Below are 17,203 nucleotides of genomic sequence, written 5' to 3'. Positions count from 1 at the left end.
AGTATAAAATAACTTAATATTGGAACCATATCATATGGTTTTAAGGGTGTTTTACAGTTTCCACATTGCGATCTAGGACTTGATATACTCATTTCAGCTGGAATTCTATAAATACACACATTCAAAAATGAACCTATGCAGGCACCCAATATAAATACGAACAATACTATCACAAAACTCATATGCCCCCCTGTTTGGTCGATTTTTTTAAAAGTCTGTCAAGTTTGTGGTCAATTTCATATAGCAATTTATAATGTGGCATAGCATTAAAATGTTCAATAATATCCCATTTGCTTTTCAATGTTTCCTGAAGTGATTCAGCAAAACGAATCATGGCATCATAGGTTTCATCAAAATCCTCTGGGTACTTAATATCTACTTGATATTGACAATCAAAGGTATAGGTTTCAAAGGTATTCATACCTGTTAAGATTTGGGAATATGGATTAAGCCTGCTTAATTGCTTTTGCTTCTCTATTAACTTGATGGTCAATGTCCCAAGGATGTTTTTGTTGCCAAATTTCAATACCGTATTTTCCTTACCGGATTTGATTTTCATACTCGTACCAAAGGGTACAGACCAAAGCTTACTCTTTTGATGGATGATGGTCTTGATTTTATCGCCCAAATAGACCTGCATGGCCATTTTTTCATTTGGCAATGGCAAGGATTTATAATGGTCTGATTTATATTCAACAGATTGAACGATTGCATATATTAATATCTCACGTAACAACTTCTCTTTATCATGATTTTCGTGCTTAAGCTTGACTTGATCTGAATCTGAAATCAAGTCAAAATAGGCATTTAAGGATTGTAGTGTCTCAGGTTGAGTTGGAAAACGTTCAAAATATCCCAGACTTTCAGGTACTTTTAACCTATCTCTGAACAAAGTCAGCTCTAAGACGTTTTCTGAAGAAACTTTTGGAAGGTCTGTGTGATTAAAGAGCCATTCCAAATGCCGATCACTTACAAGGCCTTTCCCATGAGTGGTTCTGATATAATACTCCCTAGTTCTAACAATGCTACCTTCATGTTTTGAAACCAAAGCGTGTGGGATCGACAAGCGCTTAGGAATGTTGATGACACCAAACTCATATTTGTCCCACTTAAACAAATGAGATTCAACAAATATCTGAGGGCTTATAATATCCTTACAGATGTTTTCAATATATTCCTTGAATTTATCAAAGCCATCCTTGCCACGATCCGAAAATTTCTCGAAGATATAATCACCTTCAAATGAGCCGTTGTCTCTTACACCTACAATCAGCATGCCACCTTCACGATTTGCAAAGGATACAATTATTGAAGCCATTTCCTTTGTATCGAATTTCCCCTCTCCTGTGATGAACTTAGATGATTCTTTCAGCTCCACTCTGATATTTTCTTTTTCATATGATTCCAATATGTTTAAAACACTCTGAATTTTCATTGTTCCCCCAGTTTCTAGACATAGCGTTTTTGCGTATTGTTACAGCTTGTACTTCTACTATTCAAAAAGTGGTATAAACTCATTTTTCGTGACATCAAATAAGCCTTGATCCGTAAGTTTCACTTGAGGTATAACCGGCAGGGCTAAAAAAGCCAACATCAAGAAAGGGTCGACCTTTGAGTCCATTTCAAGTGCTTCATGAACATGTTGCATCATAGAAGATAGCTTATCGGATACCTCTTTTGCAGTGAGATCACTCATGAGGCCTGCCACTTTGAGGGGTAAAATTTCCAGCGGTTTGCCCCTGTGGGCAAGTGCAATGCCACCACCACTTTTTTCAATGCTTTGAATTGCTGTGTAGATGTTTTTATCATCGCTACCGATTGCAATTATGTTATGTGAATCATGTGCTATTGTCATTGCGATTGCGCCATCATGCATTTTCAAGCCACTGACATAGCATTTTGCCATGTTGCCTGTTGCATGGTGTCTTTCTACGACCACAAGCTTAAGAAGTTGGTCCTTGGTGATTGAATCAACTGACATTTTTACCAAAGGCGTAATTAACGAACCTTCTTGAATACCTATTGTATTCACAAACGCCCCTTCAGTTTCGATGTTGAGCGCTTCAAGGTCAAAGGCTTTCATTCTCATGGAATTTCTCATGGTTAAAGCCAATTTTGATTCAAGACTTTGGCGATTCTTGTCAAAACAATTTTCAGCAATTAAAGTGCCCCTTTTATAGACCTGTGCCACATTAAATTCAGTTTCATCTTTTAAAATCAAAAAATCTGCTTGATAGCCAGGCCCAATTGCACCAATGTTTTTAAGTCCATAACAAGTTGCTGCATTAATAGTGGCAATCTGAACCGCATCTTCTAATGCCATGCCATTTCTTTGAGCTTTTCTAATATGGTTGTCTATATGACCTTCATTTATAATATCCTGCGGATGCCTATCATCTGTACAGAAAAGCACACGATTAACATTTCCAGAATCTACACCAGTGATGAGCTGGTCAAAATTACGTGCAGCAGACCCCTCTCTAATCATGACATACATGCCCTTTTCAACTTTTTCTCGTAACTCTTCTGGGGTCTCACATTCGTGGTCCGTTTTTATACCCGCCAATATATACTTGTCGAGATCCGTACCCGTTAGACCAGGTGCATGTCCATCAATAGGCTTGTTTATGCTCTTAAAAAAATTGATCTTACGCATTACATCTTCATCATCAGACAAAACACCAATAAAATTCATCATTTCGCCCAGACCAATAACATTTTTGTGGTGTGCAAAAAGTGCCAAATCCTTGGCATCAAGCTGTGCACCAGAATGTTCAAAAGGTGTTGCTGGAACACATGAAGGCAAATTGATAAAAATATTCAAAAGGCAAGACTCAGATGCTTCTATCATATATCTAAGACCCTCCATACCAAGCACATTTGCTATCTCGTGAGGATCTGCTATTACCGTAGTCGTACCTAGAGGCAAAATCATTTTTTCAAACTCATATGGTGTCACCATGGAAGACTCAATGTGTACATGTGCATCAATTAACCCGGGAACGACTCTTGCACCATTTAGGTCAAGAATCTTCTTTCCAACATATCCATCAAATCCAACAAAATGCCCCTGATCAATCGCTAGATCACATCGCTTCCACTTTTTAGAGAATACATTTAAAACCAGTGCATTATGTAATACCAAATCCACTATTTTCTGTTGAGCCATTGGATCACCTCCATAGAATAATTATATCATAAGTCTGACCATAAAATGCCAACAAAGCTACCATGATAAGTGCTCAAGCAAGACCTTTCAAAGGCCACTTTCAAAAAAATCTTAGATCAAAGACTATGACAAAGGGACCCCTTAATAGATGTCCCTTTATAAATGCTATGCTTATTGCCATTTGCAAAAGACCAATATTTGAGCAAAACGGCTATTCTATTAAATTACTTATTGATTTTTAGGGCATCTCTAACCTCATCACTGACATACTTGTCTATGACAATATGCTCCAAGATTACGCGTTCCAAAATATAAGCCCAAGCACTAAAGGTAATCAATATGAAAAAGCTTGAAATCGAGTGCCCCAATATATAAAGCAGGAGCAGGGAAAAAAGCATTGTTAAGGATGTCAATATGTGCTTGTGGGCCATGATAAAAGCACTCTTAATGGCATCTTTATTAGAAAGTGCCAATTTGGACTGAATTGCAAAATAATACAAACTCACAACCATGATTTCATAAAGCACAATATACTGAAAGACGACAAAAGCCATGCTCATTTGCTTCAGAACATCAATATTCAGCAAATTAAAATATGAAATCAATGAGATTACAATGACACCTATCCAATACAGGGTTACTTGCTTAAAATTCATCTTTAAACTTTTGAAATAAAGGCGTCTGATATCCCCTTCCTCACGTCTCAAACCATGATAAATGGCATAAATCATAGCCGTAATTGCTGCACCTGCACCAATGCCCAAAGTTAAAAAAGAGGTTGCTAAAAAATAAATATTTAGTAAAATTAACTCATACAAGAGTGTCATAATGCGTGAAAACGGACTATCTAAATCGAAAATTCTCATTTTGTGCTCCTTACATCCCCCTACTTCAAAGAGAGGTATTATGAAATTTAAATTTAAAAACTTACCCTTAAAAACAAAATTAATCTATTATTTTCTGCCTATAAGCGTTATTCCAATGGTCATTTTCTCACTTTTCGTAGCCTCTTTATATGAACAGACATTGGAAAAAAGAACCCTTGAAAACATCAACGACAACAGTGCTTTAATCTCAAATCAGATCGATAACATTATCAACAATATGGTAAATTGCTCCAATGCTATAACCTTTAATATCAACGCAGTCTATGATGATTATAATTCTAAAGAACTTTACACACCCATTCAATATGAACTTGATCTCAATGGTGTTTTGTACAGTTCAAAAATTGTTTATCCTGAGGCGAGTTCAATTGCATTTTTAGATTCAAAGGGGCATCTATTTTATACAGATGCTCAGATGAGTGACCAGTATACAAAACTCTTTGCCTCAGATATGTTAAAAACACTGGCGAAAACTACAGGCAAAAGCATTTGGTTTGACATTGATAAAAGAGACTTTCTCACTTTAAATTCAGATACGGCAATTCTAACACTTGGAAAGAAAATCATTCATATCAAAAGCGGCAAGACCCTTGGGTATTTGTTTATTAACATAGACCAAGCAACACTAAGTAACACCTTTACTCAACAACAGATCCAATATGAGATTATTAAAACCTCTACCATCTTAGCCTCATACGATCCTAATAGAGTTCTTAAGCCAATGCATATACCCCTGCCGACAAACTCAAACTATGTCAAAAGCCAATCGGATAATCAGCATAATATATATGTTTTTTCTAACTTAAGTTTTAACAGAGCACCAGCATTAAAGGATTGGGTCCTAATGGCAAAGACGCCACTTGATGATTTAAACGCCGATTTATGGTCAGCACTTATCCTGCTTTCTGTGATTGTAATGTTTTGCATCACGATTGAATTGTTATTTGCCAACGCAATTTCAGGCAGTATCACGAAACCGTTTGATTATATGATTACACAGATGAAGTCAATTGGCAACGGTAATTTCGATCTAAAGATCGAGATTGATTCAAAAGATGAGATCGGTGTATTTGCAAATTCCTTTAACAAGATGTCCCTAAAAATTCAAAGACTCCTAGCTGAAGTGGCAGAAAAGGAAAAGAAAAAAAGAACTTATGAACTCGCCTTATTGCAAGAACAGGTCAAGCCACACTTCCTATATAATACCTTGGATACAATTTATGCAATGAACGAACTTGGTCTCAAGAGAGAAACCAGCAAGGGGATAAAATCACTTGCAGACTTTTATCGTAAAACATTGAGCAATGGCTCAGAAACCATCAGTGTTAAAGATGAATTTGATGCCATCACGGAATATCTATTTCTCCTCAAATTACAATATGAAGATGCCTTTGATTATACCATTAATTTGTCAAGTGAGCTCGCTTCCGAGCGCATGATCAAACTGCTTTTACAACCCCTTGTCGAGAATGCAATCTATCATGGTTTAAAACCCAAACAGAACAAGGGTCACCTAAACATTACAGCTTATAAGGTCGACCATGACATGATTTTTGAAATAATGGATAACGGGGTTGGCATGCATCCAGAAAAGCTAAGTGAGATTCTCTCTTATTCTCATTCAGATCATAAAAATCATTTTGGCATCTACTCAATTATTGACAGACTCAAGCTATGTTACGATGAGCATGCCACCTTAGAGATAAAATCACAGCTTGGTATAGGTACAAATGTGAAACTTGTATTGCCTATAAATTTTGAATTTTAAAGGAATCCCTTAACATTTCATTTCAAGGAAGGAAATCAAATATGATAAAAATCATGATCGTCGAAGACCGCCCTGTCTTTAGAGAGTACCTCAAGGCTTCAATTGATTGGGCAAAATATGGTTTTGAAATCTGTTGTGAAGCCAAGCATGGTGAAGAAGCCCTATCACTTGCAAGCCAGTATTTGCCTGATATCGTTTTAACAGATATTAACATGCCTATTATGGATGGTCTTGAGCTAAGCGAAGCCTTAGTTAGTCAATATCCTGAAACCAGTATTGTCCTCATAACGGGATATAGTGAGTTCGAATATGCACGTAAAGCTATCAAACTCGGGGTTAGCGATTATATATTAAAGCCATTTGAGAAAGAAGAACTCATACTGACATTATTAAAAATCAAAGACAACCTCCAGATATCCTACGAAAACAAACTCTCTGCCGATGACGAAAATGCCTTAATGATTTCAAATCTTCTTGAATCTGCGATACATTCGACACCCAATGCTCATCTTGGCGAAACAGACAAGTTTAAGGAACTTTTGGACTACCAGTTTGTCTGCATCATTTCTGCATTTAAAAATCAGAATCTTTCTGAGGATTTTATCTTCTGGCGGTCAACGGTTGCCCAATTGATCACTCAAATGTTTGAGCTCGAATTTTTTCACCACATTATTGAGGACTCTGAAGGTCGAATTGTAAGTGTAATTGGCGCGCCACCTGAAGCCGCTGATAGAGACCTCTTTTATCAAAAGGTTAAAGTGGAATATCAAAAGATTACCACCTTATTAAACAAGCATCTCAGTTATGAAATTGCTACAGGCATCAGCACAGTACACCAGTCGCTCATCAATCTCAAAATGTGTTATTCCGAAGCCATCAGTGCCATTAAGGCCTCTGTAACAATCGACCGAAATGAAATTCTCGACTTCGCAACAATACCGGACGAGCATAAAAAACACATATTTTACTCTGTTGAAGTGAATGATAGACTTATAAAAAAACTAAGAGAAAACAATTTAGAGGGTGCTATAGCATTACTGGATGAAACCTACAACAATTTTGAAGAAATGAAAATCTCATCAAATTACGCCTATATCATATTCATGGGCTTTATTTCACTCATTTTGTCCTTTATCACACAATCGGGAAAACGTATTGAAAACGTCCTTAAAAATGACATGGACCTTGTTATGAATGCAAAACATTACACTGATATCGAAGAACAAAGAGAGATTATTAAAAGGCTAATCACTTCTACAATAAATCATTTTTCAACATATAAGGTTTCTAGAGCCTACAAGATTGCGCAAAAAGCCAAATCCTACATCGAAACACATTATTCTGATAGTTCCTTAACCGTATCGGATGTTGCCAAGGATCAATACATCAACGAAACCTATCTTAGAAAGATGTTTAAGACCGAAACAGGCTATACGATTACTGAATATATCACAGATATCAGAATGACTAAAGCCAAGGCTCTCATGGCTTCAGGTAATATAAAATTAAGTGATGTCGCTGAATTAATTGGCTATAATGATGCGGGGTATTTTAGTCGTGCCTTTAAAAAATATTATGGTATTTCTCCAAGTCAGTTCAAAATTTAGGATGATATAAAGAGTAAATATTTACTTAATAAAATTGAATAGTACAAATTTGTATCGAATATTCCATTCTCATTGGGACGTTTTTTATCTAAACTAAAGTTACGGTTTAGACCGAAATACAATTTAGGGGGATTAAAATGTTTACTCAAAATTTAAAGAAGACATTATCACTTCTACTCATTTTAATGATGATGACTTTTATGTTTGCAGGTTGCACAAGTACTGAAGAAGCACCGGCAACAACATCAGAAACAACTCAAGGTGAAACTGTAGAAGCTACAGATGAAACCATCACATTAAAAATCTACGCTCAATACGCAGACGAAGATACGAAAGTACCTTATGATTATGCCGTACAAGAACTTGCTAAGGCTTATCCAAATGTGAAGCTTGATTTAGATATTCAAGCACAAGATGACGGTCAAAAATTACAATCATATGCTGCTACAGGAAACTTGCCAGATATCTTTCAAATTGGTGCATCACAAATTGAAACCTTTAAGGAATCAGGTAACATTCTTGTTTTAGATGATTATGTAAAAAGCACTGGCTTTGGTGACAAGGTCCATCAAAGTGCACAAAATCTACTTTGGAATGAAGACGGACATGCTTATGCCTTTCCATATGCAGGCAACGAACTCGTTTTAATTTACTACAATAAAGCACTTTTCGAGCAATACAATGTCAAGGTGCCAGAAACTTACGAAGAACTTGAAGCTGCTGTTAAAATCTTTAACGAAAATGACATTGTACCCCTTTCAATTTTCGCAAAAGAAAAATGGATCACAACATCACTCTTTGATGTTTTTGCGACTAGACTTGAACCACAAGGTATCAAAAAACTCGACAAAGGCGAAGGTATGGCAACAGAAGACGCTTATGTAAAAGCAGCTGAAAGATTACACCACCTTGTTGAAATTGGCCTTCTAGCTGACGGCGCAACCAACATGAACTACGATCAAGCAGCGGCACTTTTCTACGAGGGAAAAGCAGCAATGTTCATCAATGGACAATGGGAAATTGCAGCTTCTACAGAGAAATTAGGCGATAATGTTGATTGGATGTTCTACCCTACTTTCAGTGAAAACCCAAGTGCTAAAATGGCATTTGCAGGCGGTGGTGCACCTGGTGGCTATGCCGTTTCACCATATTCAGAGCATCAAGCACTTGCTGCTGAGGTTGCTGCCTTCTTATCGGAAAAGTACTGTGAAGCAAAACACCTTTACCGTGCAAACCCACTATTAGCAGTTAAGATTGATCCTTCTCTTGAACCGATTAATCCATACCCACCAATGATGGAAAAATTATCAGACGCACTTCCAGAAATTACGAGCACAACTTCATTTGCATGGGGCCTTACTAATCCTCAATTTAAAGTATTGATTGAAGACCAATCGCAATTCTTATTAACACCTGATTATTCAGCGGAAGAATTTATCACTGAAATGAATAAATCACTTGAAAGAATTAAGAGTCAAAATTAATTCAATCTGACTTATCTTAACTATAATCACTTCAACTGGCGCCCATTGAGGCGTCAGTTATTTTTGAGGAGGCTTTATGAAGCGCTATTTTGCAAACAAAAAAGCAATTGCTATTTTTGTTGCCCCAGCATTAATTCTATTCCTGATCATGGTCTTTTATCCCTTAAGCCAAATGTTTTTTAAGAGCTTTTATGCTTGGAACGGTCTTTCCACAGGAAAATTTATTGGCTTAGATAACTACAAACGCTTATTCGATGATACGGTATTTTATACTTCTATTAAAAACGGCCTTATTTTTGCAATCTTTATAACCTTATTCCAAATTACGATTGCCACAGTACTTGCTATTGCTGTTTCAAATATAAAAATAAGAGGCAGAAATTTTTTCAGAGTTGCCTACTTCTTACCCGTTGTTCTGTCTATTACAGTGGTTTGTCAGCTCTGGTTATCGGTATTTAATTCAGAATACGGCATGCTCAACAAACTATTTGAAGTCCTCCACATGGATTATGCCCAAGATTGGCTCAGTGATCGACATAAATCTATATATGTCATCGCCTTCGTCAACGCTTGGCAATATATGGGCTATCATTTTGCCCTCTTATTGGCGGGCATTAAATCAATTCCTAAAGATTACTATGAAGCCGCTCAAATCGACGGTGCATCCACTATAACTGCCCATCGAAAGGTGACAATTCCACTACTTTCTGAGACCTATAAGTTTTGTTTAATTCTATCCATTACAGGTGGTTTAAATGCCTTTACAAATATGTTCATCATGACCGGTGGTGGCCCGGGTACATCAACCTATACGCTAACCTACATGATGTACTCATCAGCCTTTAGGTCTTATGAATACGGCTATGGCATGGCTGCTGCTGCCTTTTTAGTTATCGAATGTCTCGTGGCGACATTGGTAATCAACAAACTGGTTGCCCGTGAACGCATCACCTACTAGGAGGACAATATGACAATGCAATTACGCTTACCTAAAAAAAATAAGTCTCATAATTTGCTGTTTACAATTTTCTTGTGGCTCTATGCGCTTATTTCACTATATCCAATTGTTTGGATGCTCTTCTATTCCCTGAAGTCAAACGAAGAGATTTTTGTTACAAACCCCTTTGGTTTTCCAACCAATCTTCAGTGGATTAACTACACCAGGGCACTTTCAGAATACAATGTTCCCAAATATTTTTTAAACAGTGTGATCGTCTCGCTTGGAACTGTTGCACTGACAATATTCATCTCTCTGATGTTTTCATATGCAACATCAAGGATGCAATGGAGGGGCCAAACCTTTGTTAGAATCTTTGTGTCACTTGGTATGTTCATCCCTGTACAATCTATCTTAATTCCGCTGGCAGTATTGGTTAAGAACCTACATCTCACCAACAATTATTTGACTTTAATCTTGCCTTATACAGCCTTTAACATAGCCTTTTCAAGTATGGTATTCTATGGTTTTTTACGCAGCATTCCCATTGAGCTTGAAGAAGCTGCTTTCTTAGATGGCGCAGGCATTTTTACAACCTTTTTCAAAATTATTGTACCGAATTTAAAACCAGCGATTTCCACTTTAATTATCTTCACTTTTTTACAAGCATGGAACGAGTTTCCCATAGCACTTATCCTCATTACCGATGACGCCCTTAAAACACTTCCACTTGGCTTATTGTTCTTCCAAGGCCAGTTCACCACAGATTGGGGTGCAATGGGCGCTGCCATGATTATTGCCAGCTTGCCAACAGTGATCCTCTATATCTTCTTTTCAAATCAAGTTGAAAAGGCCATGACAATAGGTGGTGCTATTAAATAAATATTAAACTCTGGAGGTTATATGAACATCTCATTCGATGCTTCACGTAAAATTTTTACACTGAATACTGACCATACAACCTATGCAATTGAAATATGGGACGAGCGCTACCCAGTTCATCTTTATTACGGTCCAAAGGCCAAACTGACTTATGGATTTATCCCAGAGGATTTTAACAGTTTCTCGCCTAATCCAAACTTTGATAATAAGACTTATTCTTTAGATACACTGCCGCTTGAGTTTTCGAGCTTCGGCAATAGTGATTTTAGGACACCTTCGATTCAAGTTGAATTTGAAAATGGCAGTAAGGTCACTGATTTTGTTTACGAAGACTTTCTTGTTGTCCCTGGTAAAGCGACACTTCAAAGCCTTCCATCTTCTTATGCCCAAGAAGATGACTTCGCTCAAACACTAATCATCAATCTGAAAGACGCTTTATCAGGCTGTAGGGTCATGCTTTATTACACTGTTTTTCCACATTCTGATGTCATCGTACGCTCTACAAAGTTCATTAATGGCAGTAGAGAAAGCATCAACATTCTAGCATTGGCAAGTGGTCATATTGATTTCCAAACCTCCGACTTTGACTTGATACACCTCTATGGTGCATGGGCAAGAGAACGAGACATCATAAGAGTGCCGATTTCTAAAACCACACATATCATAGAAAGCAAAAGAGGGGCTTCAGGCCACCATCAGAATCCATTCATCGCACTGGTATCCCCTAACACGACCGAGCATATTGGCGAATGTTATGGGATAAACCTCATATATAGTGGTAGTTTTAAACATGTTCTTGAAGTAAGCCCATATGATCAATTGCGAATCGTCTCTGGATTAAACCCCTTTAATTTTTCATGGACACTTAAACCCGATGCGGTTTTTGAATCCCCTGAACTCATTTTAACTTATAGCCAGAAGGGGCTAAATCAAATGAGTCAAAATTTCCACAAATTTATTAAGCAAAATATACTAAGTCCTAAACAGGCTAATGAACCAAGACCCATATTGATAAACAACTGGGAAGCAACCTATTTTGACTTCAACGAAGAAAAGATTCAAAATCTCATGGATCATGCAGAAAAAATTGGCGCTGAGCTCTTTGTCCTAGATGACGGTTGGTTTGGAGAACGCAACGATGATCGAACCAGTCTTGGTGATTGGTTTGAGAACCAATCGAAGCTTCCAAATGGGATCAAAGGACTCAGTGACTACGCAAATATGCACAATCTGGCTTTTGGACTTTGGGTAGAGCCTGAAATGATTTCAAGACAATCCAAACTTTTTGATGGACAAAGTGATTTTTGTCTTCAAGCACCTGGCAGACCCTTAACCGAAGGCCGAAATCAATTGGTCCTAGACTTGTCTAAAAAAGAAGTTTGTGATTATCTCTTTGATACCTTGACTGAACTCTTTAACAAAGCACCTATTTCATATGTAAAATGGGATATGAATCGCAATATGACAGAAGTATATTCTAAGATGTTTAGACAGGGAGAGGTCGAGCATCGCTACTATTTAGGTTTATATCAACTACTTGATAGGCTTACCAAAGCCTTTCCCAACATCTTGTTTGAAGGCTGCTCTGGTGGCGGAGGTCGTTATGATTTAGGCATTCTGCGCTATATGCCACAAAACTGGACAAGTGATAATACAGACGCTGTGGCAAGACTAAAAATCCAGTATGCCACGTCATTGGCATACCCTATTATCACTATGGGCGCTCATATTTCAGCTGTTCCTAACCACCAAACCGGTAGGATTACCCCCCTGTCTTTCCGGGCAATGGTTGCCATGAGTGGGAATTTTGGCATGGAACTCGATCTCAACCTGCTTAATAAAGAAGAGCTTGAGGCATTGGCAGCATATGTTGACTTTTATAAGCTGCATCGACAATTAATTCAGAATGGCATATTTTATAGAATATCAAGTCCGTTTGACAATGCAATCACCTCTTGGTGTTTTATCAATCACAGGTCAAATGAAATTTTACTGTTTGCTTATAGACCTTATAAAGTTGCAAATATGCCAATGCAAAAAATTAAATGTCCTTATGCTGATTCAGATCAAACTTATACCCTGATCACCTCTTCAGCCTTTGGCCCAATGCCACAAGAAATTCTTACAATTCACGGAACCCAGCTCAAGCATGACGGGATTTTCATGCCTCATCATGTAGGCGACTTTAACAGCCATTTTTGGTACTTCAAGTCCCTGGATTAAAAAAATTCTATATACTTCAAGCAACACTTAACGCCAAGACCTTGTTTTGCAGCAGCTGACGCTGTTTGAGGTTGAACACGCCTCATCACAGCTTTTGGCTCAAATTTTGTTGTTTACAATAAAAAGCCAATGGATCAACATGTTCCATTGGCTTGATTTTTTATTCTTCAATTTGTTTGGGAAGATATTCAATATAGGTCGAATCCGTTCCCTTTACATGCGACATGATCCAATTAACTACAAATGCCAATAAGTCTAGCAGTGTCTGATAACGATCTGTCTCAATTTGATTTGGCTTCATGCGTTCAAGAAAATTAATAAAGGCTTGATGTTCTTTTTTATGCAGAATCAGGCCAGGAAAATTAATTTCCTCTAAAATTTTCTCTTCTGTTTCGAAGTGATATATCGTATACAGATGAAGCTTCACAATAATTCTGATAATTTCATCATAATCATAATCGGTTTCACTAAAGGATTCGAACAAGGTTTCAAGTTGTGTCGCCAAGCCAAATAACTGCTTATGCTGACTGTCAATTACTTCATGTCCTACTGCCAAACTTTCATCCCAAATCATTCAATTGCCTCCTCACTTGACAACAGCGCTATTTTTAATTGCGCTTTCTATATTTTGAATTGTCTTTATTTGAATCTTAATGTAATATTCTTTATTTATACCCAAGTCTCTTATATTTATATTACCATTTTGATCTGTTTTTAGCAAATTTTCATGAGTGTTCATTAATCGATCGTAAGCTATAATAACATGGTCTACATCTAATTTTTCAAGGTCTGTATTCAATGTAAAAAGTATCATCTCTATAATATAGTGGTTTAAATTCTTTATTTCTGTCATTAGGAAGACCTGATTGTCATAACCAAGCGCTTTTTCAGAAATATGATTGAATATAAAATCAATATCTTTAAAAAGAATCATGGCTTCATTTTTAATTTGGTTTAAACCCTCATACCCCTTCTCACGCTTATAAGCCTTTAAAAAAAAGAGCATCTTTTCTAAAACATAGGTCAATCTTTTATGCATCATTTTTTTGTAAAAAAATCTTGAAAAAATATAGTTGTAAAAAACAGCAATCAATATGCCCGCTGTGAGGGCCAGTAATCTAAGCCTTAAGGTCAAAAGAACGCTAGGAGAACCCGCTGAATCAAACTGAACATATTGTGTCATGTAAATGGCTGTGAAAATAGCAACTGGTGAAATTTCTTTCCAGTTTCCAATGAGAGAGATATAGATGGTCACAGCTACCGCAAAGGGAATCGTCACCCAATTGATTCCAAAAACTGCCACAACAATTGCTGTGGTAACGCCTCCAAGCCAAGATGCCTTAACCTGGGCAAGGCCACTTTTTAGACCTGAGACGTTTACAGGTTCTAATGTAAGCATCATCCCAAAGAGGAGGGAAATCATGTCCTTACCAATAATTGAATGCTTGCTGAATAACAAATAAGCTGTCATGACCGCTAAGAAACTCTTTATTATATAGAGTGGCGAATCGAAAAGCATTGCTTCCCTACTCAATAATATATAGTGTTTAATCTTTTTCATAAATACCTCAATTCTGGTCTTATTAATTATAATGTACCCCTTTTACGGGCATTGAATATTAATTATAACCAATATCACAGGAAATACCATTTGTGAATATTTACAAATTTTGACCTGGTTTTGCAAAAAACTTCTGGATTTTTAAGAGTAATTTTATACTTGCAATTGCTGGTTTCATCAAAGGAGACTCCATATAGGCCTTAACTTCATCCAGTCTTTTGGGAATGTCTATGGATTGTGGGCAATGATCTAGACATTTACCACACCTTTTACATAAGGAGGCATATGAAGGTTGACCATTTGCACCACCAAGCTGAAGCCAGTAAAACCCCTTCATGTTTTTTTGATTTAATAGAAATTTAGAGTTATAAAGATCAAAACACCGAGGGATATCCACACCAAAAGGACATGGCATACAGTACTGACAGCCAGTACAAGGTACTTTGAGTAAATCATGATAAACTTGCTTTACCCTATCAATGACCTTCAGTTCCTCGTCACTCATAATGTTAATACCAGATCGGTTTGCATATATTAAATTATCTTCTAAATGCTGGTCCTCAGTCATTCCTGAGAGAATCATTGTAACCCCGGGTTGATTCCATATCCATCTAAGTGCCCATTCTACAGGCGTTCTTTCAAGGCTATATGCTTCATATTGTCTCATGACTTGTTCTGGTATATTTCGAACAAGACTTCCACCTCTTAGGGGTTCCATGACAAAGACTGCAATCTCTTTCGAGGCTGCATATTCTAAGCCTTCCCTACCGGCTTGATTGAGATCATCCAAAAAATTATATTGAATCTGACAAAAATCCCATGGATATGCGTCAATTATATCTTTAAAGAGCATTCGATCTCCATGAAAAGAAAAACCGACATTTTTAATTTTACCAGATGCCTTCAAATCCCCTAAAAAAGTCAGGGCATCTAAGGTCTTAAATTTATGCCAGGTTTCTCGATTGAGTGCGTGCAAAAGATAATAGTCAATGGTGTCCACTTTTAACTTTCTTCTTTGATCTTCAAAAATTAGGGTCATATCCCCCTTGTTGTTCACTGACCATGGTGGCATTTTCGTGGCAATTTTTACTTTATCACGATAACCTGTGCTCAAAAACTTTCCTAAAAAAGCTTCACTTTGCCCACCATGATAAAAATAGGCTGTATCAATATAATTTACGCCTTGTTCTATGGCTCTTTTTAGTTGTGCTGTGGCCTTTTGCTCATCAATCTTTCCTGCGATAAGAGGAAATCGCATGCCACCATAACCGAGAATAGAAACCTTTTCATGCGTTGATTTGACTTCCCTATATTGCATCCTAAGGTCCTCCTTTGATAAAAAAACCTAACAATCATTTGTGAAAAGATCGTTAGGTCAAATAACTGCTTAAATTGATTTTAAAATATTGACAATATTCTTCATATGATCTGTTGTTTTCTCTTGTTCAGATGCAATATGATCTAGCTTGGAAATTTCACTTGTTATACGCTCATTCTCAAGTCCAAGAGATTGAAGCAGTTCTGCAATTTGTCTAGCGAACTCACTTGTTGTATCAGACATCTTTTGAACTTCTGTTGCAACGACTGAAAAGCCTTTACCATGTTCTCCTGCTCTTGCAGCTTCAATGTTAGCATTAAGTCCCAAAATTTTTATTTGTTGCGTAATCTTGTTAACAGCCTTTGTCATTTCATCGGTTTGTAAAATGAACTTTTTTGATTCCTCTGAAGCATTAACAAGCTGCTGATTGATGACTAAAAGCTCACGCGTTACAGAGACGATATAATCCATATCCTTGTTGAGCTTTTCACTTGTTTCTGTAATTTGTTCAAGCTGATAATTTAGTCTCTTTGTCGTCTCTGCCTGTTGGTCCACAACTGTCATTAAGAGTGCTGCCACGTCAGACTGAATAATTCTCTTCTTCCCCTTATATTTCTCAAACAATTCGTTTAGAACATTTGAATTGCCTGTTGCTTCAATAACAATTTCAACATCTTCAGGTATTAGGCCTAAATCTGTTACGCAATTAATGCCAAACTTCCTTGCAAGGGCAATTCCTTGGGATTGCTGATTTCGATCAACAACCGTTCTAATTTCTACCTGTGGCATTTTTTGAAATAAATCAATTAATTTAGAGCCACCTGCACCAGCACCTACTATTGCTATTTTCATCAATTAAGCCTCCTGCACTTTAATACTATATTTGTTCATTAGCCCTCTTATTATAACATTTATTCCTTATCTATTACGAGCTGTTTTTTAACATATTCTACATTGATTATCCACGCGACAAACATCAAAATACTCAAATTGGACCTTGCCACACTGAACGTCCTAGTCACATAAAATATTCGGATGACACTATCCAGCGGGAGCCCTATTAAAATACGGTCTATACTCAAAAATAGGCCCAGTACAATCAAAGTGTACTTCAAGTTAATTAGGGTTTTATCTCGTATCGCTTTAGGAATAAGAAAGAGTGAGACTACTGTAATAAAGAAAAAGGTTGAGCATTCTATTGTGGCATTATAAAAAGACATTTCTTGTGTCAATGCCTTTATGATCAAACTAAAAAACAAAAGCCATTCTAAACCACTTAGGAGATCCACAAAAAAAATAGACCTTAATCTAATACTTTGACTTTCCCTTCTAAGATTTTTAAGTAATAATATTTCAATTAATAAGCT

15 protein-coding genes are annotated in these 17,203 nt (G+C 36.9%); 6 read left to right on the top strand and 9 right to left on the bottom strand.

Going from position 1 to position 17,203, the window contains the following annotated elements; translation table 11 throughout:
• The 4 genes from AC220I_RS08280 to AC220I_RS08265 all read right to left on the bottom strand — a co-directional run.
• A partial coding sequence (locus AC220I_RS08280) for a prepilin peptidase (RefSeq protein ID WP_486723347.1) occupies positions 1-182 on the bottom strand: 182 nt, incomplete at its 3' end.
• The gene (locus tag AC220I_RS08275; RefSeq protein WP_486723346.1) at positions 179-1,435 is read right to left on the bottom strand and encodes an AlbA family DNA-binding domain-containing protein; all 1,257 of its coding nucleotides are present in this window, start codon (positions 1,433-1,435) and stop codon (positions 179-181) included. The genes AC220I_RS08275 and AC220I_RS08280, both read right to left, overlap by 4 nt.
• A gap of 57 nt (positions 1,436-1,492) precedes the next feature.
• Positions 1,493-3,169 (bottom strand): adenine deaminase, encoded by a 1,677-nt coding sequence (ade, locus tag AC220I_RS08270; RefSeq protein WP_486723345.1) that lies wholly within the window; start codon positions 3,167-3,169, stop codon positions 1,493-1,495.
• A gap of 224 nt (positions 3,170-3,393) precedes the next feature.
• Entirely contained in the window at positions 3,394-4,035 is a 642-nt protein-coding gene (locus tag AC220I_RS08265) for a DUF624 domain-containing protein (RefSeq protein WP_486723344.1), read from the bottom strand.
• Positions 4,036-4,075: 40 nt separating this feature from the next.
• On the opposite strand from AC220I_RS08265, the gene AC220I_RS08260 reads away from it, so the two are divergent.
• The 6 genes from AC220I_RS08260 to AC220I_RS08235 all read left to right on the top strand — a co-directional run bounded on the left by AC220I_RS08260 (position 4,076) and on the right by AC220I_RS08235 (position 12,957).
• Positions 4,076-5,824, top strand: coding sequence for a cache domain-containing sensor histidine kinase (locus AC220I_RS08260; RefSeq protein WP_486723343.1), 1,749 nt, complete (start codon positions 4,076-4,078; stop codon positions 5,822-5,824).
• A 41-nt stretch (positions 5,825-5,865) separates the two neighbouring features.
• Entirely contained in the window at positions 5,866-7,431 is a 1,566-nt protein-coding gene (locus AC220I_RS08255; protein WP_486723342.1) for a response regulator, read from the top strand.
• 137 nt (positions 7,432-7,568) lie between these two features.
• Entirely contained in the window at positions 7,569-8,915 is a 1,347-nt protein-coding gene (locus tag AC220I_RS08250; protein WP_486723341.1) for an ABC transporter substrate-binding protein, read from the top strand.
• A 76-nt stretch (positions 8,916-8,991) separates the two neighbouring features.
• On the top strand, positions 8,992-9,873 hold the full coding sequence (locus tag AC220I_RS08245) for a carbohydrate ABC transporter permease (RefSeq protein WP_486723340.1): 882 nt from the start codon (positions 8,992-8,994) through the stop codon (positions 9,871-9,873).
• A 9-nt stretch (positions 9,874-9,882) separates the two neighbouring features.
• Entirely contained in the window at positions 9,883-10,734 is an 852-nt protein-coding gene (locus AC220I_RS08240; RefSeq protein WP_486723339.1) for a carbohydrate ABC transporter permease, read from the top strand.
• A 21-nt stretch (positions 10,735-10,755) separates the two neighbouring features.
• Positions 10,756-12,957 carry an alpha-galactosidase gene (locus tag AC220I_RS08235; RefSeq protein WP_486723338.1) on the top strand — a complete coding sequence of 734 codons (2,202 nt, stop codon included), beginning with the start codon at positions 10,756-10,758 and terminating at the stop codon, positions 12,955-12,957.
• A gap of 160 nt (positions 12,958-13,117) precedes the next feature.
• Here AC220I_RS08235 and AC220I_RS08230 read toward each other — a convergent pair whose 3' ends face one another.
• From AC220I_RS08230 to AC220I_RS08210, 5 genes are all read right to left on the bottom strand, one after another.
• The gene (locus AC220I_RS08230; protein ID WP_486723337.1) at positions 13,118-13,531 is read right to left on the bottom strand and encodes a bacteriohemerythrin; all 414 of its coding nucleotides are present in this window, start codon (positions 13,529-13,531) and stop codon (positions 13,118-13,120) included.
• A 12-nt stretch (positions 13,532-13,543) separates the two neighbouring features.
• On the bottom strand, positions 13,544-14,518 hold the full coding sequence (locus AC220I_RS08225; RefSeq protein WP_486723336.1) for an aromatic acid exporter family protein: 975 nt from the start codon (positions 14,516-14,518) through the stop codon (positions 13,544-13,546).
• A 100-nt stretch (positions 14,519-14,618) separates the two neighbouring features.
• Positions 14,619-15,836, bottom strand: coding sequence for an aldo/keto reductase (locus AC220I_RS08220; protein ID WP_486723335.1), 1,218 nt, complete (start codon positions 15,834-15,836; stop codon positions 14,619-14,621).
• A gap of 69 nt (positions 15,837-15,905) precedes the next feature.
• Positions 15,906-16,688, bottom strand: a complete 783-nt coding sequence (locus AC220I_RS08215; RefSeq protein WP_486723334.1) for a methyl-accepting chemotaxis protein — start codon at positions 16,686-16,688, stop codon at positions 15,906-15,908.
• A 59-nt stretch (positions 16,689-16,747) separates the two neighbouring features.
• On the bottom strand, positions 16,748-17,203 hold a 456-nt coding region (locus tag AC220I_RS08210; RefSeq protein ID WP_486723333.1), incomplete at its 5' end, for a hypothetical protein.

The sequence above is a fragment of the Fusibacter sp. genome, assembly GCF_057447755.1.
Note: the sequence above shows the minus strand (reverse complement) of the source record. Positions and strands in the feature narration are given on the sequence as shown.